This is a genomic window from Corynebacterium sp. LaCa117 (genome assembly GCF_046717765.1).
In the GTDB taxonomy this organism is placed as follows: Bacteria; Actinomycetota; Actinomycetes; order Mycobacteriales; family Mycobacteriaceae; genus Corynebacterium; species Corynebacterium kefirresidentii.
In genome coordinates this window covers 2,363,062-2,383,100 of record NZ_CP177102.1, presented here as the reverse complement: position 1 = coordinate 2,383,100, position 20,039 = coordinate 2,363,062, and the positions used below count along the sequence as shown (strand labels likewise).

Below are 20,039 nucleotides of genomic sequence, written 5' to 3'. Positions count from 1 at the left end.
ACGAGTACATCCCGCCCTGCAACCAGCGTCGCCGCTGGCTGTGGGGTTTTCTTCTGCCTGCACAGTGGCGGTGCGATGTTAAGGCTTGCAAAGGAGATAGCTGCAATCAGTGCGCGTTGCAAAGTTTGGGGTTAGTATATTCAACACAAAGGTGACCTATGGCACATAAACAATAACGAGTGTCATGTACCACCGATGATCCTCGTATTCTCCAGGAAAGGACACGCACCATGACCCTGTACGCAGCTCCGGGAACCGAAGGCTCCATCGTCGATTACCGCGAACGCTATGACAACTACATTGGCGGCCAGTGGGTAGCACCCGTCGACGGCGAATATATGGACAACATCAGTCCGGTCAACGGCGAGGTATTCTGCCAGGTAGCTCGCGGCAAAGAAGCCGATATCAACCTGGCTATCGACGCCGCGGAAAAGGCCTTCGAGACCTTCGGCAAAACCACCCCGGCCGAACGCGCATTGCTCCTGCACCGCATAGCGGACCGCATCGAGGAAAATCTGGAAAAGATCGCGGTCGCTGAAACTTGGGAGAACGGAAAGGCCGTGCGCGAAACCCTTGCCGCCGATATTCCGCTCGCCGTAGATCACTTCCGCTATTTCGCCGGCGCCATCCGCGCCCAAGAAGGCCGCCTATCCCAGCTCAACCAGGACACCGTGGCCTACCACTACCATGAGCCGCTCGGAGTAGTGGGCCAGATAATCCCGTGGAACTTCCCGCTGCTCATGGCCGCTTGGAAGATCGCGCCCGCACTAGCTGCAGGTAACTGCATTGTTATGAAGCCAGCGGAGCAAACCCCTGCCTCAATCCTTCTTCTCATGGATATTATCGGTGACCTCCTCCCTGCTGGCGTGCTCAATATCGTCAACGGACTAGGTGAGGAGGCAGGCGCGGCACTCTCCGGCTCGGACCGCATTGCCAAGATTGCCTTCACCGGCTCTACTCCAGTGGGCAAGATCATCAACAAAGCCGCCGCAGACAAGGTCATCCCCGTCACCCTGGAACTAGGCGGTAAATCCCCATCTATCTTCTTTAAAGACATCATGGATGAAGATGATTCCTACCTGGAAAAGTGCGTTGAAGGCTTCGTTATGTTCGCCCTCAACCAAGGCGAGGTCTGCACCTGTCCATCCCGCGCCCTGGTACACGAGGACATCGCAGATAAATTCTTGGAGCTGGCCATTGAGCGCGTGAAGAAGATCAAGATCGGTCACCCACTTGATACGGAAACCATGATGGGCGCGCAGGCTTCTGAGGAGCAGATGGACAAGATTAAGCAATACCTGGAGATTGGCCCGCAGGAAGGCGCGGCGACCCTCATCGGTGGCCACGTGAACAAGGTAGAAGGCTTGGAAAAGGGCTACTACATTGAGCCCACCGTGTTTAAGGGTAATAATGACATGCGCATCTTCCAGGAGGAGATCTTCGGCCCAGTACTCTCTGTAGCCACGTTCAAAGATTATGACGAGGCGATTGCCATCGCTAACGCTACTAACTTTGGCCTCGGTGCAGGCGTATGGTCGCGTAGCCAAAACATTTGCTACCGCGCCGGCCGCGATATTCAGGCAGGCCGCGTATGGGTAAACCACTACCATGACTACCCGGCGCACAGCGCCTTTGGCGGCTACAAGGAATCCGGTCTTGGCCGTGAGAACCACTTGATGATGCTGGGCCACTATCAGGAGACGAAGAATATGTTGGTCTCCTACTCGGATCAGCCGGCCGGCCTGTTCTAAAACACCTCCCGCGGGTAAATCTGTGCAGGCGGTTCCACAATGTCGTGCGGCCTAGTGCGCCCGTGCCACTTGGCCTAGGCCGCGCAGGAACCGTGGGTCCTCCCAATAGGTGCCGTGGTCACCAGGAAGACCATCTGCGCCGGGAAGGGGAGTGGCACCAAAGGCATCCGTGGTGGGATCGGGGCCATGGATGCCACCGTGAGGCCCCGTCGCAATGGCGATGGGGTCGTGCGCGTTGGTAGCTGCCCAGATGCGGCCATGGAGTTCTGAGGAGTGGCTGGCGCCGGCTCCGGGGCTGCCGACGAGCACCACGTCATCAGCAATCTTGTCCTCCTTAGCGGCGTGCCCGGTGACTACTGAACCATAGGAATATCCTACGACGGTCCGCTTGGCCAGCGGATAACGTGCACCAAGCGCGCGCTGAAACCGGACGAGCTCCGAGCCGGCGGTGCGCGCGGGATCAGCATGAATCGCCCGAGGCAGGGAAGATGGCGCCTGGTAGCCTAACCACACCACGGCCGGCCCACCGCTGGCTTTAGCTAAGTTGCGGCCCCGGTCCACCGCGCGCTGCCAGGTTTCTGGATCGGAGGAGTGAACTCCTTCGACAAATGTGGTGAGCGATGCCGGCGTGGTCCGGAATTCGCCTGGATCCACCATGGCAACCAGCCGTCCGTCGCCTGCTTCTAATACCTTCATATCTGGGTTTTTCGCGGCCAGCTGAGCTACGTGCTCGTTGGCTTGGGCTAGGTTAATCTCGTGAACGGTGTCCACAGGTAGATCGGAAAATTCTTCAAACCGCACGGGAGGAGAAACACCAGCAGGCGTACACAGGGCATCAATTTCTTGGGAGCAGAGCCAATCGAGGGAATCGCCCAATGCTCGTACCTGATTTAATAGGAGCCCAGCGGCGCGGGCCGCCGCGACATTGTGCTCGTCTATCTCACCTAGGAATGCGATGATGCGGTCTTCCAGTTCCTCACGGCGGGCCTGCAGGTTGGCGTGGCGGTCAAGGGTGGCGGCAACATGCTCCATCTGGTGCAACGACGGTGCCAGCCAGTCGGTATAGCCTGCCAAGCTGGTCCGAGCGGCGTCGCCAGCAGGCCCTCCCAGCGATAGACCACGCCAATCATGGTGCGAATCTATAAAACGAACGTGCAGTTCAGAGCGCTCTGTGCGCAGTTGGCTGGCTCCATTTCTTAAAGCCGCAGAAAGGGTCATCGAGCAGCTCCTAGGGTTTGGCCTAGCCGGGAATCCACCCCGGCGGCGGTGCTGAGGAAGTCCGCGACGGAGCGCAATTGATCGGCCGTGGCATCCTCAGTTGCGGCCACGGTGCTGGTCCAAGCTGACCGGGCTCGCTCCAGCGCGTCCGCGGTTCGGCAGGCGGTATCGAGCGCGGCCGTCGGCGGTGGCAGCGGAGGCCGTGAGAGCAGGGAACGGACATAATCGGGTAAGTGCGTGGGAATTTCTACATAGTTCATGCCCTTTAGCCTGATGGACGTCGCAGTTCAGCGCTATGGGCACAGAGGCAGCCTGTGGATAACTCGGTTCCGCTTCATTACTTTGGGAGGCATGAAGGTAGCAGCAGTGCAGTTAACATCCACCGGAAATATCATCGAAAACCAAGAGATAGCCCTAACTAAGATCCGTGAAGCCGCTGGAAATGGGGCGCGACTTATCGTGTTGCCAGAGGCCGCATCGCAAAATTTCCGCTCCGGGCGCCTAGATGAGCAGGCACAATCACTCGAAGGTGCGTTTGCCACGGCGATCCAAGCTCTGGCAGAAGAACTCGAGGTTACCGTCGTAGCCGGCATGTTTTGCCCAGCCGATACCGTTGAGCGCGATGGCAAGACCATCAATCGAGTTAGCAATACAGCGCTTATTGCAGGGCCTGGCGTGCTAGGCGGGTACGACAAGATTCATACCTATGACGCCTTCGATTACCGCGAATCGGATACTGTCTTGGCCGGGGAATCGCTGGTTGCTTTTGATGTTGATGACCTTGTAGTGGGTGTGGCTACCTGCTATGACATTCGCTTCCCGGAGCAGTTCAAGGAGCTAGCTAGCCAGGGCGCGCAGCTTATCGTGGTGCCTACCAGCTGGGCAGACGGCCCCGGCAAGCTGGAGCAGTGGCGCCTGCTTACGGCCGCGCGTGCCTTGGATTCCACCAGCTACATTGTGGCGGCCGGCCAATCGCGCCCGGGCGGTGACGCAGAGGCGGGCAATCCCTCCGGCCCGACGGGCATTGGTCATTCCACCATCGTCGATCCGAACGGGGTGCGCGTGGCCGAGGCTGGCTACGAAGATGACATCCTCTATGCCGAGATCGATCCGAATGAGGTAGCGAAAACCCGCCGCACCTTGCCGGTCGTGACCCCTGCGGACTAGGTGAGTGCTGCGTAATCCTCCGGCTGCCAGCGCCCGTCGCGGCCCCAGCTAAGGACATCGATCTGCTGCTTGTCCAAGCCCTTCTTAACCAACTCTTGTTTACCTTCCGCAACCTCTTCGGCGGGGCCGACGAGCAGAAAGCGCGGGGGAGTGCCTGTGGATAACTCCACCTCGTTGACTACTACATCGGTCGGCTCTCCGGAGACCATATAATCGGCACCGGGGGCCAAATCGCGGGCGTTGAGCAACCACGGGTCCCTTTCTTCCCGCACGATGCGGCGCACTCGGACTCCCAGCGCTGCCAGATTTTGCTGGAAGTAGGTGTCATAGTGGGCACCGGGGCTGCCCGCTACGGCAAAGATGCGCGGTACGTGATTGTGGTCGCCGTCGTCCAGCGCGGCGAGCGCCGCGCAGCGGGCCGTGGCCCATCCGGTGCCGTAGGCAATGATGATTAGCTCTTCTGCGCCCGCGTTGTGGAGGCTTATTCCACCAGCGGGCTGGCCAAGGGTCCACCAATCACCGGGCTGCGCGTGCGCGAGGGACCGAGAGGCCTCACCCGCGGTGGAGACATGGAAGACTAACTGGCCGGTTCCGTCGCTAGGCTGCGCGGGAGTAAGCATGCGCCATTGACCGGGCAAGTACTGCGTGGTCACGGGAAAGTGCTGTCCCGGTTGATAGGGCACGGCTAAGCCGGCTTCCACGCGAATAATAGAAGTATCACGGGTGGGGTGGTCTACCGCCACCACTTGCGCAGAGTGCGCCGGTGCTTCGCCGGCGGCATCAGATTCCCCGGCACCCTCGGCCATCGTCGTGCATATGCGGTGGATGACATCGCGGGCGAAATCGTACTGATACTGCGTCAGTGCCAGGACTCGCAGGCCCGCTACTAGGGCTTCTTCAAAACGAGAATAAATCTCGGCCGGAAACCCATGCCGGCGGTGATCGCGGGCGAGTTGGGTGAGTTTTGTAGAGACTTCGGAAAGCAGGGGCTGTCCCGGCTCCGTATGTTCAATCACCCACGCCAGCGCGGGGACCATAGAGGTATGGGTATCGCGCATAGACAGGGCGAATATCTGCCGGGATTCGGGCACCGCGTTAAAGAAATGCTCGTGCACCGCATCGCGGTACTCGTTCGCGTAATTTCGAAAATGTTCGCCCAATTCCCACATGTCTCATCATCCTAATAGTCGGTGCCGCACCGGAGGTTGAGCTACATACTGAAAGCTGTAGTGGGGGTGAAAACGGGAGCCTATGTTGTGGATCACTTAGCGGAAGGTATTGTATTCCCTATCCGTCTGCCCTCTAACGGGGGCAAGCCGCCATAATTGCACAGCTAGAAAGGGTCTCCATGGAAGATTTTTCCGCTTATACGCTCATGCTAGATGTGGGCTGGATTTCTTTGCTCATGGTCATCGGTAACGTCCTGCGTCACCAAGTGAAGTTCATCTTCCAGGACCTGTTGCTACCTGCCCCGATCACCGCCGGCCTCATCGGCCTGCTGGTTGGTCCAAACGTGCTGGGGTGGATTAACTTTTCCGATAACTTGGGCGACTACACCTCCATCCTCATCGCGGTGGTCTTTGCATCTATGGCCTACTCCATGGAAGTGGGCGGAAATATGGGCAAGGGCGCGCGCAATATGTGGGGTTACTCCACCATGATGTTTACCGGCCAGTGGGGTTTGTTCATCGTGCTGGGTCTTTTCCTCTTTGCGCCGCTATTTGATACCCCAAATTGGTTCGGCATGATGCTGCCCGTTGGCTTTACCGGCGGCTTCGGTACCGCCGCGGCCGTGGGTGGCGCGCTCGAAGGTGTAGGCGCTGATGCGGCATCCTCGCTGGGCTTTACCTCGGCGACCGTCGGCACGCTGGCCGCAATCATTGGCGGCGTTATCGCCGGCAACTGGGGTATCCGCAAGGGCAAGGTTTCCCACGTGCCCAAGGAACTGCCGGAAGAGCTGCGCCGCGGCTACATCAAAAACATTGATGATCGTCCGTCGCTTGGCCGCGCTACCACCAATCCCTCGTCCATCGAACCTCTCGCACTGCATTTCGGCTTCATCATCCTGACAGTAATGACTGCCTACGGCATCAACCAGGGTTTGAGCAGCATCTGGGAGAATGTCTCCGTGCCGCTCTTTGCCATGTCCATGGTGGTGGGCCTAATCTTCCGCGCGCTTATGAACTTCGTTGGCGCCGAGGACTACCTGGATAAGGACTCCATTTCCTCCATCTCCGGAGCAGCCACGGACTACCTCATTGCCTTCGGCGTGGCCGCCATCGTTCCGGCCGCCATTGCTTCCTACTGGCAGGCGCTTCTTCTCCTCTTTATCCTCGGCACCATCTTCTGTGTGTTCTTCTTGCTGTGGTTCCCAGCCGAGTTCTTTGGTGAGCGCTGGATTGAGCGCGGCATCTTTGGCTGGGGCTGGGCCACCGCCACCGTGGCGACCGGCATTGCCATCCTGAAGATCGTGGATCCCAAGCTCAAGTCCGGCACTCTGTCTGAATATGGCATGGCCTATATCGGCTTCGGACCCTTTGAAATCTCGTGGACCATCATCGCGCCAATGGCCGTCATGTACGGATTTACCGGCATTTTCGGTGCCATTTCCTTGGCGATTTCCATCGGTGTCTATATTGCCTTTAAATCCATGCGTCTTATGCCACCGCGCGGCACCATCTTCCAAGAGGGTATTGGCCATGTAGGGCAAAGGCAGGAATAGCCGCGCTTGCCGACGTCCCCCCTCCCACATCGCTACCTTAAAAAACTATGAGATTGGGCGCACCAAAACTTAGAAAATGGTTCCCAGTGCGAGTCGGGTGGACGCGGCTGCGGTCGTGACCATGGCCTATCGGCCCCGCTACCACCGTCAACATCGGTGAGGGTAAAAATACTTGAAAAGTGCAATCGATTGGGACTATCCCTAAACCTTAAAATTTGTTAGAATCAGCTGGTATCAATCTCTGGCGTGATGAGGAAATAGATGTACCAGTTGGATGGGGCTTCCAGGCGGGTGATTATCCTGGAAGCTGCTGTTTATGTAGCGGGTTGCGAAGGCGAGCAGGCCGTTACGGTGGAATCTGTGGCAGACCAGGCTGGACTCTCGTCGCAAGCGGTTTCTGAGGAATTCGCCAGCGGTGCTGACATGCTTGCGGAAATTCCAGATTTTTTGGATTGCCGCATGTCTGAGTACATGGTGGAGGCGGCGCGCCACCTGCCAGAGGGTAACTCTGGCGGCGATGTCCTCATGCAGTTGGCGGAAGCTTATTTCGCCTACGCGCAAGACGAGCCAGCCATCTACCACTACCTCTTCGAGCGGCACGATGCCATGGACGAGGAGCAGGTCTGCCAATTTGCTAAGGGGGAAAAGTCGGGCACGCCGGGTGCGGACATGGCACTGAACGTCGTCAAGCGCTTTGCCGAAGAGCAGGGTGCCGTCGTAGCGGCAGACGGGGATATCTCGCCCCTGGAAATCGGTCGCATTACTTTGGCCCTCTGGTCGCTCATCCATGGCATGGGCCACCTGAGCGTGGTGGGCATCTTGCGCCTGCAGCATGCCGTTATTCGCGCCGCTAACCTGAAGCAGGTGGATCGCCTCGTGGTTGATGCCCTGCAATATTGGTTTAAAAATAAGCAGATCCCCCAGCGCCGCCCCATTATGAACGATGCCCGCGGCATTGTAGAAAAAGTCATGGGCAGCGAACGTGAAAAGCCCTTCGTGGTCCCGGATAACCTCGAGCAAATGGACCCGGAGGAAGCCAAGAAAGTCATTATTGAGGCCTCGCTGCGCGTTGCGGGTCGCCGTGGTGTCGACCGCCGCTTCTTTAACCACGTGGCCGACAAGCTTGGTACCTCCAAAGACTTCCTGACCACCATCGTGGACAATGATTTCGCGCTGCGTGAGGTGGCAGAAACTCTCACCACCACAGAGATGGCGAAGATCTTTGAGGCCTGCCTCGCCGAGCTTCCGGATGACACCCCCACGGTAGACCGCCTGCAGATTGTTGCGGCCGCCTACTTTAACTACGCGATGATGTACCCAGAGCGTTTCAGCTCCATTATTGCGCTGGCCAGCGGTTCCATCGTTCCGCACAATGGTGATGGTAGCTCGCATGAGGGCATGACCAAGAACTTCGCCATCATGATGGATCTGTTCCGCAAGTTTGTCATCGAGATGGGAATTACTCCCACCGACCAGCTGGTTTATATCAGCACTTTGGCCGTGTGGGCAGGGGCCAATGGCATTGCCCATCTGTGCAGCATCGGCGATTTCAAGAGCTTTAATGAAGATCTCAAGTGGGCGCTTTTTATCCAGGCGGTAACCGTGTCCTTCTTTGCCATCGCCCATGGCTTGCAGATTCTTAGCCATGAAAACGAGGAGTTCAAGCAGGTTTAATCACCCTGTGCAAAGTTGAGCGACCTACGCTCAAAAATATTTAGGTTGAGTGGAATAGGCTCAACTTTGGGTGCGTTGTGCTAAGTGAAGCCCTACAGTGGGTGAATAAATCTTAGAAGGAGCAACGCACACATGAACTCATTTAACCCCACCACTAAGACACAAGAGGCCCTGCAGGACGCCCTGCAAACCGCCTCTTCTAATGGAAACCCGGATATCCGCCCGGCTCACCTGCTGGCGGCAATCCTCAGCCAGGACGGCGGAATCGCCGCTCCGGTTCTTAAGGCCACCGGCGTAGATCCGGATACTGTGCTCAAGGAAGCCCGCGAGCTTGTTGATTCTTATCCCAAGGCGGAGGGCGCCAATATGGCCAACCCGCAATTTAACCGCGACGGCCTCAACGTCCTAACGAAGTCGCAGGAACTGGCCGGCGAGCTTGGTGATGAATTCGTTTCCACCGAAGTCCTGCTAGCCGCCATCGCCGGCTCCAAGACCGATGCCGCCGAGCTGCTTACCGGCCGCGGTGCTACTTATGACGCCATCAAGGGCGCTTTCCCTTCCGTGCGCGGTGCTGCCAAGGTAACCTCCGAGAATCCGGAGGACCAATTCCAGGCCTTGGAAAAGTACGCCACGGACCTCACCGCGCGCGCCCGCGAAGGCAAGATCGACCCGGTCATCGGCCGCGACCAGGAAATTCGCCGCGTGGTCCAGGTGCTCAGCCGGCGCACGAAGAATAACCCGGTACTCATTGGCGAGCCCGGCGTGGGCAAGACTGCCATCGTGGAAGGCTTGGCCCGCCGCATCGTGGCTGGCGATGTCCCCGAGTCCCTCAAGGGCAAAACCCTCATCAGCCTGGATTTGGGCTCCATGGTCGCCGGCGCTAAGTACCGCGGTGAATTCGAGGAGCGCCTAAAGGCCGTGCTCGATGAGATTAAGTCCTCCGAGGGCGAGATCATCACCTTCATCGACGAGCTGCACACCATCGTCGGCGCCGGTGCTACCGGTGACGGCTCTATGGACGCCGGCAATATGATCAAACCCATGCTGGCCCGTGGCGAGCTGCGCCTCGTAGGCGCCACTACCTTGGACGAGTACCGCAAGTACATCGAAAAGGACGCCGCCCTGGAGCGCCGCTTCCAGCAGGTCTACGCTGCCGAGCCCTCCGTGGAGGACACCATCGGTATCCTGCGTGGCCTGAAGGAGCGCTACGAGGTGCATCACGGCGTGCGCATTATGGACTCCGCGTTGGTGTCGGCCGCCGAGCTGTCCAATCGCTACATCACCAACCGCTTCCTGCCGGATAAGGCCATTGACTTGGTCGATGAGGCCGGTTCCCGTTTGCGCATGGAGATTGATTCCTCCCCGCAGGAAATCGATGAGCTCGAGCGCATCGTCCGCCGTATGGAGATTGAAGAGCTGGCGCTGAAGAAGGAATCTGACGCCGCTTCTCAGGACCGCTTGGCCACCCTGCAAGGTGAGCTTGCGGACCAGCGCGAGAAGCTGGGCGAGCTTAAGGCCCGCTGGGCTAATGAGAAGAAGGCCATCGATGATGTACAAAACATCAAGGAAGAACTCGATGACCTGCGCCGCCAGGCCGAAATCGCCGAGCGTGATGGCGACCTTGCACTCGCCTCTGAGATTAACTACGGCAAGATTCCGCCGCTAGAAAAGGATCTTGCGGCCGCCGAAGTTAAGGCCACCAAGCAGCGCAATACGATGCTCGATGAGGAGGTAAGCCCAGACACCATCGCTGAGGTCGTCTCCGCCTGGACCGGCATTCCGGCCGGCAAGATGCTGCAGGGTGAGACCGAAAAGCTGCTCAATATGGAATCCGTGCTGGGCAAGCGCGTGGTGGGACAGAAGGAAGCCGTTACCGCGGTATCGGATGCTGTGCGCCGCTCCCGCGCGGGCGTGGCCGATCCGAACCGCCCGACCGGTTCTTTCCTCTTCTTAGGCCCCACTGGCGTGGGCAAGACCGAGCTTGCGAAGGCCCTGGCGGACTTCCTCTTCGACGATGAATCCGCGATGGTTCGCATCGATATGTCCGAGTACGGGGAGAAGCACTCCGTTTCCCGCCTCGTTGGTGCTCCTCCGGGATACGTCGGCCATGAGGCCGGCGGACAGCTCACCGAGGCCGTGCGCCGTCGCCCCTACACGCTCGTGCTTTTCGACGAGGTAGAAAAGGCCCACCCCGATGTCTTCGACGTTCTTCTGCAGGTCTTAGATGAGGGACGGCTTACCGACGGCCAGGGACGCACCGTCGACTTCCGCAATACCGTCATCATCTTGACCTCCAACTTGGGCGCCGGCGGCACCCGGGAGGAAACCATGGATGCGGTGAAGAAAGCCTTCAAGCCTGAATTCATCAACCGCCTCGATGACGTGGTCATGTTTGAGCCCCTTTCTGAGGAGCTCCTACGCGGCATTGTCGATATCCAGCTGCGTGGCTTGGCCGAGCGCCTTGACGCCCGCCGCCTGACCTTGCAAGTCTCGGATTCTGCCAAGTCCTGGCTGGCCGAGCGCGGCTATGACCCGGCCTATGGTGCCCGCCCGCTGCGCCGTACCATCCAGCAGGCCATTGGTGACAAGCTCGCCAAGAAGCTATTGGCCGGCGATATCGTCGATGGCGACACTGTCCACGTGGACGTCGCAGATGGCGGTGCCGAGCTAGACATCGCCGCCCGCTAGTCGGCCGCGTACCGCCCGCCGCGCCAAATCCTGCTCATGCCCCTAGACTCGGGGCATGAGCATTTTGGTCTCCCCACAAGAACTCCGCGAATCCATTTATCACGGCGAACGTTTTACCCTCTTGGCCACCCACTGGCAGCCGCAGCTGCGTCAGAGCTATAACCAGTTCACTTCCCTGCATATTCCTACGGCACTGTTTAGCGATACCGCTAATTCCTTCGCCGGCCTCCCCGGTTCACAGGTAGGCCGTAACCCGCTGCCGGATCCGGATAAGCTGCAGGAGCACTTCCGCCAGTGGGGAATCCGTGAGGACCGCCCCGTCGTGGTCTATGACGAGGGACGCGGCCTATTCGCCGGCCGCGCGTGGTGGACCTTGCGCTGGGCCGGCTTGGACAACGTCCGCATCCTCGACGGCGGCTTGGCCAATTGGCGTCACCTGGGCTATACCACGCTGACCGGCCCTGGCAACTTCGCCGTGGGCGCCAGCGCCACGGTAAACCCCGGCCAGATGCCGGTGGCCACCATTGATGATGTGCGCAATCACGATGGTCTGCTCATCGATACCCGCACCCGCAACCGCTTTGCCGGCCGCCGCGAAAACCTCGACCTTAAGGCCGGTCATATCCCCGGCGCCGTCAACGTGCCAGAGCGCCTCTTCCACAACGACGGCCTGCGCACCTGGAAGTCTGCGGGCGAAATCCGCGAAGTGCTTTTCGACGCCGGCCTCACCCCCGACAACGTCCAAGGCGCCATCATCTACTCCGGCTCCGGCAACCACTCCGCCCTCGCCCTCGCCGCCATGCACGACGCCGGCTTCACCGGCCTGCGCCACTATGTCGGCGGCTGGTCCCAGTGGTCCGCCAACCCCAAGAACCCCGTCGAACGCGGCGACCGCCTCACCGTCAACGGCTAATCGCCCACGCTCACCCCTCGCCCTCAGCCTCCCGCCTCCGCGCGCCGAGCGCTGAGGGCTTGATTGTTCCTACTACTATCGTGGGGTGATGGCTTTTCTAATTCTTGCTTTGGCGCTACTTCTCGGCATTGTCGGCGGTGCCCTGCTGCTTTACGACGGCAAGCAGCGCACCTCCACCCCTACACTCTCCGCCGACACGGACCCGACGCCCGCTGACGCCACGCCTGCAGACACCGTCTCTGCTGACGCTGCACCTGTCGACGCCGCTTCCCCCGAACCCGCGCCCGGCACCGAGACCACCGAGTCCGCCGAGTCTGCTTCCTCCGATGCCGCTCCCGTTGACTCGACCTCTAGCGATGCCCCCGCTGTCGACTCGGCCAACCTGGCTTCTACGCCAGCTGCCCCAGCTCCCGAGTCCCATGCCGAAGCCGCATCAGAGTCCGCACCGGAACCCGCAGCCGAGCAAGATGCTGAGCCAACCCCTGAGCACGAACCAGACCAGGAGCCGAGCAACGAGCCGAATCACGAGCGAAGCCATGATCCGAGCCAGGAGACCGCGAGCGAGAACCGCGCGCCCTCCAAGCCGCACACCCGCCATCGGCCGATTCTGCCGGGAACATTGCGTCGCGAGCGCCGCAATTGGGCAGAAGCAAAAGGCTTTGAATTTATGAAGTCCGATCCTTACCTCGTAGACGAATGGACGAGGGGAGTGGCCTCTACCGGTGCGGCGCCAAAAGACATTGTCGCGGGAAACGTGTACGGCCACGAGATGCTGTTGATGGATATCGATGGCGTCAACGTCATGGTGATGCGCACCGGAGCGGCCTCAGACATGGTGGTGGATTTCCGTCGCTTCGACCGCGAAGACACGAAGGCCTCCGAGGACCTGCTTTTAGCCATGACTCTTGAGGGGTTTGATGTGTATTCCTCGGATAGCGCTGTTACCGAGCGCATGGTAGACGAGCGTGTTCACGTCGCCCTGCAGCAAATGCCCGAAGCCGTCACCGCACTGTGGATGGAAACTGAGTGGGTGTTAGCACAGACTACGAAGCAAGCGCGCTCCGCGGAATGGGAAGCGATGCTACCGCCGCTCGCGCTATTAGCAGACGCCGCCCGTGTCTTGCCACCGCGCTCCTCCGCCACTCATGTGGTGCGACTAGAGGAATTGGATCCAGCCCGCGAGATTCCCGCCCAGCCCATCGCGGAAGCTGTCGGCGGTGCGCCGGCTGCCGGTGCGCCCGTGTTTGAGCGTCCCGTCATCCAGCGGCCGGAAGAGCCTTTGCACATGCCGTCCCGGGCGTACTCCGAAACCCGCGGCCCGGTCGAACACAGCGCGCTAGGCGGCGACGAAGTAGACGCTATTGCCGACGGCCGCGAACGCCCCACCCCCGATTCTCATACCGCCCGCCTGCCGCGCCAGCAGTTCCGCGCTGCCTCCATCTTCGACGGTCCCTCCGAAGATTCCACTAGTGGGCCCGCCCCCGGCGCGGCCGATGCCCGCAGGGCCGATTCCCGTGCGGCCGAGGAATCGGACCCGCACCGGGAAGAGTAGCCTAGAGACCAATACTGGCGGCCTGCCGCCGTGCACGAGCCGCCGCGCACGAACCACGACAAGGAGCAGATGACTGTGGATTCTCACAACACCAATGCGCACACCGCGAACGCCCAGAACCTGGATGCCGAGAAGAAGGCCCGCCTTGCCGAGCTAGTCAAGGAACTGGCCGTCGTCCACGGCAAGGTGACTCTGTCCTCGGGCAAGGAAGCTGACTACTACGTGGATCTGCGCCGCGCTACCTTGCACCACGAGGCCTCCCGCCTCATCGGGGCGCTGCTTCGCGAGTTGACCGCCGATTGGGATTTCGCGGCCGTCGGTGGCCTAACGCTCGGCGCCGACCCAGTTGCTACCTCCATCATGCATGCCGACGGCCGCGATATCGACGCTTTCGTCGTGCGCAAAGAAGCCAAGAAGCACGGTATGCAGCGCCGCATCGAGGGCACGGACGTGGAAGGAAAGAAGGTCCTTGTCGTAGAAGACACCACGACCACCGGTACCTCCCCGTTGACCGCCGTGGCTGCGCTGCGCGAGGCCGGCGCCGAGGTTGTTGGCGTGGCGACCGTCGTGGACCGCGAGACTGGCGCCGGCGACGTCATCGCTGCAGAAGGCCTCGAATACCGCTCCCTGTTGGGCCTGGGCGACCTTGACCTTGCCTAACGCAGACGAGGCCAAGGGCCCGACCGAGTGGAACGAGGGACGCCATGGCGTAGGCCCGTGGGAAGGTCCGCTGCCGCAAGGGCCAGAGGCCGAGAAATACGACCCAGAGCTGCTGGCTGAAGGCGACCGTCGCAACGTCGTCGATGCCTACCGCTACTGGAGCAGGGAAGCGATCAAAAAGGACATCGATAAGCGCCGGCATAGCCTGCACATCGCTATCGAGAACTTTGAAAACGATGCCAATATTGGCACCGTCGTGCGTACCGCCAACGCCTTCGCCGTCGATACCGTGCACATCGTCGGCCGCCGGCGGTGGAATCGGCGTGGGGCAATGGTGACGGATAGGTACCAGCACTTGATGCACCATGAGAGCGTCGAGAAGCTTATTGCGTGGGCGGCCGAGGAGGGGCTAACCGTCGTCGCCATCGATAACACCCCCGGTTGCGTGCCCCTGGAAACGGCCGAGCTACCCGAGCGCAGCCTTCTACTTTTCGGCCAGGAAGGCCCCGGCGTGTCACAAGCAGCCCAGGACGCCGCTGTGATGACCTGCTCCATCGCCCAGTTCGGCTCTACTCGTTCCATCAATGCAGGCGTCGCGGCCGGAATCGCCATGCACGCCTGGATTCGCCAGCACGCTAATCTAGCCGATTCTTGGTAGGAAGATCGTTACACTAGCTATATCTACCCGCGTAACTGGAGTGATAGAGGAATCGTGGAAGAAAAATGGGCCCACCGCGCCGAACTTGCAGAAGCGGCCATCAATGAGCGCCACGCGCACCCTGTGTGGGGCCTGCCGCGCACCAATCTTGCGGTGGTGAGCTGGCCGCCTACCACGAAAGAAAAACTCTTCATCCATTGGCACTACTGGTGGCAGGCCCATTATTTGGATTGCCTCGTTGATGCGGCGCTGCGCAATAACACCAAGGTGCGCCGGCAGCGCATCTTCGACACCATGCGGGGTATTCGTATCCGCAACCTGACGCAGCTGACGAAGAATAAATACTACGATGACAAGGCGTGGCTCGCTTTGGCCTTCGGCCGCGTGGAGGAGCTAAAGAAGGCGAAGACGCCGAAGCGTTTGGCGGAGCTGCAGCGCAATATCCACGAAGGACTCGATGAATCGCTCGGCGTGCTGCCGTGGCGCCTCGGCGAGAATTTCATGAACGTGCCCTCCAATGGCCCAGGCGCCATCATGTTGGCGCGGATGGGGCGCATTGAGGAAGCGCGCCACATCATCGACTGGATCTACGATCACCTGCTTGACGACGACGGCTACATCATGGACGGCGTCCGCATGCGCATGGACGGCCCTGAGGTGGTAAAAAACATCCACCCCTACTGCCAAGGCGTGGTTCTAGGTGCGTGCTTGGAAATTGTGCTGGCGCTGCGGGAAAAGGCTGGTATCGGTGATTTGGAGCAAATCGACAGCGTGCACGAGGCCGAGCTGGCTTCCGAGATGATGGACTACATTATTCGCATCCGCGGCCTGGTGCAGACCGTGGCTTCGGGTATGGCCACCCCCTCGGGCGTGGTGGACTGGGAGACCGGCGATGGTGACGGTGGCCTGTTTAAGGGCATTTTGATGCGCTACCTTGCCGACGTCGCCGTGCGCCTGCCCGGCGATTCTCCCGCCAACCGTGCGACGAAGAAGCTGGCCGCGCGCATGGTGATGGCCTCGGCCGAGTCGGTGTGGGAGCACCGCTTAGAGGTTGATGGTCTGCCGATCTTCGGCTCTGACTGGTTGTCCGATGCGCGCCTGCCGCATAACTACGGCTTCGGCCGGCGCACCATGAGTGAGAAGGTAGGCATCATCCGCGTGGATGAGCGCGATTTGTCCGTGCAACTTTCCGGGTGGATGCTGATGGAGGCCTGCGCTCGCGTGACGCGACATCTATCTAAATAGTCCGCAGCCGCGGGCCAGTTGTGCGGCGCGCATAGACGGGTTGAAAATGTCACAGAGTTTTTGCGGCAGAAATTCCGTGAAACGGGCATACTTGGGTGCTGGAACGTGTTTGACCACAAACCCACTTTTAAGGATGGAAATTCATGCCAATTGCAACCCCTGAGGTCTATAACGAGATGCTGGATACCGCGAAGAAGAATGGCTTCGCGTTCCCAGCTATCAACTGCACCTCTTCTGAGACCATTAACGCAGCTCTGAAGGGCTTTGCGGAGGCCGAGTCCGACGGCATCATCCAGTTCTCTACCGGCGGCGCAGCCTTCGGTTCCGGCCTGGCACTGAAGGACAAGGTCAAGGGTGCTCAGGCATTGGCCGCATTCGCTCATGAGGCCGCGAAGCACTACGGCGTCAATATCGCGCTGCACACCGACCACTGCCAGAAGGAGGTACTCGATGAGTACGTCCGCCCGTTGCTGGCTATCTCCCAGGAGCGCGTCGACCGCGGCGAGAACCCGCTATTCCAGTCCCACATGTGGGACGGCTCCGCTATTCCAATCGACGAGAACCTGGTCATCGCCCAGGAGCTGCTGGAAAAGGCTAAGAACGCGCACGTCATCCTCGAGGCTGAGATCGGCGTCGTCGGCGGCGAAGAGGACGGCGTTCAGGCTAAGGCAGGCGCTAACCTGTACACCTCCCCAGAGGACTTTGAGAAGACCATCGATGCCCTGGGCACTGGCGAGAAGGGCCGCTACATGCTGGCCGCTACCTTCGGCAACGTTCACGGCGTCTACAAGCCAGGGAACGTGAAGCTGCGCCCAGAGGTCCTGCTTGAGGGTCAGAAGGTTGCACAGAAGAAGCTCGGCCTGGGTGAGGACGAGTACGCCTTCGACTTTGTCTTCCACGGTGGCTCCGGCTCCGAGAAGGAAAAGATTGAAGAGGCACTTCGCTACGGCGTCATCAAGATGAACGTGGACACCGATACCCAGTATGCCTTTACCAACCCGATTGCCCGCCACATGATGGAGAACTACGACGGCGTCTTCAAGATTGACGGCGAGGTTGGCAACAAGAAGGTTTATGACCCACGCTCCTACCTGAAGAAGGCAGAGCAGGGCATGTCCGAGCGTGTCATTGAGTCTTGCCAGGACCTGCACTCTGTGGGCAAGTCCCTCTCCAAGTAGCGTCTCCAAGCTGCGACAGCCTCTTAAGTAGGCACGCCGAACTGGCCGCTTCCCCGCGTGGGAGGCGGCCTTTTCATGTCTTCGGCCAGGGTCGGGATATCGCGGGCGGCGCTGGCGGGGAGATGCTGGCTGGTGGTGGGACCGAGGGCTGAGGGCTGGGTGGCTATGTGTGGGGATTCGGTGGACGGGCGGGGCTGGGGACGAAGCGTGGGGTATTGCTCCACGGCGGCACCCAGGCGATGAGGCCATTTACACGCACCATGCGGCCGCGTTCTGTGGGCCGGGAGGGGTCATCTTGGTTGACGGCGTTGTGGTGCGCGCACAAGGTGACCAGATTTTCTTGGTTTGTGGGTCCGCCGGTGGACCAGGCGGTGAGGTGGTGGACTTGGGCGTCGTCGGCAGGCGTAGTGCAGCCCGGCCACGCGCACACGGGGTGCTCGGCCGCGGCGAGCATGCGTTGTTTCCATGTGGCCATGCGTTCGGTGCGATACAGGTTTACCGGGCCGTGCTCGGGGTGAACGAGGCTGACGTAGCCGCGCTGGGCGAGAGCGCGGGCAACCAGCTGTGCGCCGGTCATGCGGGCGCCGTTGGTGAGCTGGAGGGTGATATCGGAGGCGTCGGAAGGCGCGGCGACGATGCGGTCGAGCTGGTCTAGGGTGAGGATGACATTGGTATGCACGGCCGGCAGCGCGCCGGGATTGCCCTCGAGGAGGACCTTCTTGGCGGCGGCGAGGGGATCGTCTTTATTCACGGAGGAGAGCACGCCCTTGATATCGGCGATATCGGTGGGATCGGCCGTAATGGAGATGGTGTGTGGGCCGTCGGGGCGGCGGGTATAGCGCACGCCGGGCTCCGGGCGGCGGGGCGGATTGATCTGCTTGAGCAGCTTCTTGGCCACGGAGGGAATCAGGCGGGCCTCGGTGCGGCAGAGTTTTAGGCGCACATCCCAGGCGCGGTTGGTATCGCGCACGCGGCGGGTATAAGACTCGATGCTATCGAGCGTGGTGAGGTCATGGCCGCGGCTGCGGGCGGCCTCGCGGGCGTGGCGCTGCTTGCGGGTATTCGACGTGCGGCCGAAGTAGACGTGCTGCAGGCGGGCGAGCTGGGCAGCCAGAAGGGGACTGGCTCCGGCTTCGAGAAGCGAGTTTTCGGAGCAGCCCTGAAATTCGGCGACGAGGTCGACGCCGCGGCGGCATAGCAAGAGAAATTCGGTGTTCACGCGACCGAAGCTAAGAGGTACGCGAAGGGCGAACAAGCGGTGCGCGGCCGGGGAAGGAGAAATTGTGGATGGGTGGGGGAAAAGGGGGCGTCGGCAAGAGCTGTCCACAAGCTAGCCGGCGGCCGAGATGCGCGGGGGCGGCGGCGATGGTAGGGGCGGTCTTCTATGCTGGAAGTCATGTCGGAAGCGAAGGAAAGAGTCTCAACGCGGCAAAAGCTGCGGGTGATTGACCGCTCGGTACTCTCGCGGGTAAACCGCATCCGTTCGCGGTTTGTTTATATTGTGCAGGCGACCATTGGTGCGGCGCTCGCGTACTGGGTGGCCGGCGATGTGGTGGGGCACCCGCAGCCGTTCTTTGCGCCGATTTCCGCGGTCATCATTCTGGGAATGTCTGGTGGGGACAGGATGAAGAAGGCGCTGGAGATGTCGATTGGCGGCATCATCGGCGTGGCCGTGGGCGACCTGCTCTTTCAGATTGTGGGGCAGGGGCCGTTCCAGATTTTCTTCATTGTGGGCGCGGGCCTGGTGGTGGGCTCGTTTTTGACCAAGTCGCCGCTGATTACTAACCAGATTGTCTTTGGCGCGATTTTGATTGCGACGATTTTTCCACCCACGGAGGGCCCGGGTGGCCTGCACCGCGCGATCGACGCGATGATTGGCTCGGGCATTGGCCTGATAACCATCGCGTTGATTCCCAATTCGCCGTTGGTGGAGGCGCGGCGCGAGGTATCGAAGGTGCTTAAAATTGCCTCAAGCATTCTTGCCGACGTCACGTATGGCATCCGCCAGCAAGACCCCGCCGTCATCCGCGATGCGCGCGAGGCGGTCCGCGGTACGCAAGACAGCGTGAATACCCTGCTGAGCGCGGCACAGTCAGGTAGGGAGGCCTCGGAGGTCTCGCCCCTGTTGTGGGCATCGCGGCGCAGCATTCGCTCGCTGGAGCGCATCCTCATGCCGGTAGATAACGCGGTGCGCGGTGTGCGCGTGCTCTCCCGCCAGGCATTGGGCCTGACGGAGGACCGCGATAAGGTTTCGGACGAGCAGGTGGAATTGCTCGATGAGCTTTCTGAAATCATGCTCGCCATCAGCGAGCTCTACGGCCAAGGCAAACAGCACGGGCACGACGAAGCGATTGAGATTCCGGACCTCGTGCAGCGTCTGCGCATCGTGGGCGGGCGCGCCGGGCTAGACATCATTGATAAGGACGGCACGTTATCGGCCTATATGATTTTGGGCCAGACGCGTTCCATTGTGGTCGATATGCTCATGGTGTGCGGGCTCTCGCGTGAGTCGGCCGTAGCGCACCTGGTGCCGACGTCGCAGCATCCAGCCTATCCGCCCGAGGTGTGGGGGCGCGAGGACTAGCGTCCTCGCGCGGAGGCAAGGACGTCGCG

At 60.6% G+C, this 20,039-nt stretch carries 16 protein-coding genes; 12 read left to right on the top strand and 4 right to left on the bottom strand.

The window, feature by feature from the left end:
- The first annotated feature begins 230 nt into the window (after positions 1 to 230).
- Positions 231 to 1,751 (top strand): aldehyde dehydrogenase family protein, encoded by a 1,521-nt coding sequence (locus tag ACLI1L_RS11500; RefSeq protein WP_086588798.1) that lies wholly within the window; start codon positions 231 to 233, stop codon positions 1,749 to 1,751.
- 51 nt (positions 1,752 to 1,802) lie between these two features.
- Here the strand turns inward: ACLI1L_RS11500 and ACLI1L_RS11495 are convergent, their stop codons facing one another.
- Together ACLI1L_RS11495 and ACLI1L_RS11490 are read right to left on the bottom strand one after the other, a co-directional pair.
- Positions 1,803 to 2,969 (bottom strand): alpha/beta hydrolase, encoded by a 1,167-nt coding sequence (locus ACLI1L_RS11495; RefSeq protein ID WP_411707612.1) that lies wholly within the window; start codon positions 2,967 to 2,969, stop codon positions 1,803 to 1,805.
- Entirely contained in the window at positions 2,966 to 3,229 is a 264-nt protein-coding gene (locus ACLI1L_RS11490) for a hypothetical protein (protein ID WP_411707611.1), read from the bottom strand. The genes ACLI1L_RS11495 and ACLI1L_RS11490 overlap by 4 nt, the downstream gene beginning before the upstream one ends.
- 91 nt (positions 3,230 to 3,320) lie before the next feature.
- On the opposite strand from ACLI1L_RS11490, the gene ACLI1L_RS11485 reads away from it, so the two are divergent.
- On the top strand, positions 3,321 to 4,136 hold the full coding sequence (locus ACLI1L_RS11485) for a carbon-nitrogen hydrolase family protein (protein WP_411707610.1): 816 nt from the start codon (positions 3,321 to 3,323) through the stop codon (positions 4,134 to 4,136).
- Here ACLI1L_RS11485 and ACLI1L_RS11480 read toward each other — a convergent pair.
- The gene (locus ACLI1L_RS11480; RefSeq protein WP_411707609.1) at positions 4,133 to 5,305 is read right to left on the bottom strand and encodes an FAD-binding oxidoreductase; all 1,173 of its coding nucleotides are present in this window, start codon (positions 5,303 to 5,305) and stop codon (positions 4,133 to 4,135) included. The genes ACLI1L_RS11485 and ACLI1L_RS11480 overlap by 4 nt on opposite strands.
- A 179-nt stretch (positions 5,306 to 5,484) precedes the next feature.
- On the opposite strand from ACLI1L_RS11480, the gene ACLI1L_RS11475 reads away from it, so the two are divergent.
- The 9 genes from ACLI1L_RS11475 to fbaA all read left to right on the top strand — a co-directional run bounded on the left by ACLI1L_RS11475 (position 5,485) and on the right by fbaA (position 17,426).
- Positions 5,485 to 6,858, top strand: coding sequence for a sodium/glutamate symporter (locus ACLI1L_RS11475; protein WP_086588793.1), 1,374 nt, complete (start codon positions 5,485 to 5,487; stop codon positions 6,856 to 6,858).
- A 261-nt stretch (positions 6,859 to 7,119) separates the two neighbouring features.
- Complete coding sequence (locus ACLI1L_RS11470) at positions 7,120 to 8,532, top strand: TetR/AcrR family transcriptional regulator (protein WP_411707608.1); 1,413 nt, start codon at positions 7,120 to 7,122, stop codon at positions 8,530 to 8,532.
- 132 nt (positions 8,533 to 8,664) lie between these two features.
- A complete protein-coding gene (gene clpB / locus ACLI1L_RS11465) occupies positions 8,665 to 11,220 on the top strand; it encodes an ATP-dependent chaperone ClpB (protein ID WP_411707607.1) in 2,556 nt (851 codons plus the stop codon).
- Positions 11,221 to 11,275: 55 nt separating this feature from the next.
- Positions 11,276 to 12,133: a sulfurtransferase gene (locus ACLI1L_RS11460; RefSeq protein ID WP_411707606.1), complete on the top strand. Its 858-nt coding sequence runs from the start codon at positions 11,276 to 11,278 to the stop codon at positions 12,131 to 12,133.
- Positions 12,134 to 12,221: 88 nt separating this feature from the next.
- Positions 12,222 to 13,685, top strand: a complete 1,464-nt coding sequence (locus tag ACLI1L_RS11455) for a hypothetical protein (protein WP_411707605.1) — start codon at positions 12,222 to 12,224, stop codon at positions 13,683 to 13,685.
- A gap of 69 nt (positions 13,686 to 13,754) precedes the next feature.
- Positions 13,755 to 14,345: an orotate phosphoribosyltransferase gene (gene pyrE, locus ACLI1L_RS11450; protein WP_411707604.1), complete on the top strand. Its 591-nt coding sequence runs from the start codon at positions 13,755 to 13,757 to the stop codon at positions 14,343 to 14,345.
- A complete protein-coding gene (locus ACLI1L_RS11445; RefSeq protein ID WP_086588821.1) occupies positions 14,338 to 15,003 on the top strand; it encodes a TrmH family RNA methyltransferase in 666 nt (221 codons plus the stop codon). Before pyrE ends, ACLI1L_RS11445 begins: the two co-directional genes overlap by 8 nt.
- Positions 15,004 to 15,057: 54 nt before the next feature.
- A complete protein-coding gene (locus ACLI1L_RS11440) occupies positions 15,058 to 16,248 on the top strand; it encodes a glycoside hydrolase family 76 protein (protein WP_086588788.1) in 1,191 nt (396 codons plus the stop codon).
- A gap of 143 nt (positions 16,249 to 16,391) precedes the next feature.
- Positions 16,392 to 17,426 carry a class II fructose-bisphosphate aldolase gene (gene fbaA, locus ACLI1L_RS11435; protein WP_049377132.1) on the top strand — a complete coding sequence of 345 codons (1,035 nt, stop codon included), beginning with the start codon at positions 16,392 to 16,394 and terminating at the stop codon, positions 17,424 to 17,426.
- 163 nt (positions 17,427 to 17,589) lie between these two features.
- Here fbaA and ACLI1L_RS11430 read toward each other — a convergent pair whose 3' ends face one another.
- Entirely contained in the window at positions 17,590 to 18,645 is a 1,056-nt protein-coding gene (locus ACLI1L_RS11430) for an HNH endonuclease signature motif containing protein (RefSeq protein ID WP_411707603.1), read from the bottom strand.
- A gap of 165 nt (positions 18,646 to 18,810) precedes the next feature.
- Between ACLI1L_RS11430 and ACLI1L_RS11425 the strand changes: the two genes are divergently transcribed.
- Positions 18,811 to 20,010, top strand: coding sequence for an FUSC family protein (locus tag ACLI1L_RS11425; RefSeq protein ID WP_049360361.1), 1,200 nt, complete (start codon positions 18,811 to 18,813; stop codon positions 20,008 to 20,010).
- Positions 20,011 to 20,039 lie beyond the last annotated feature (29 nt).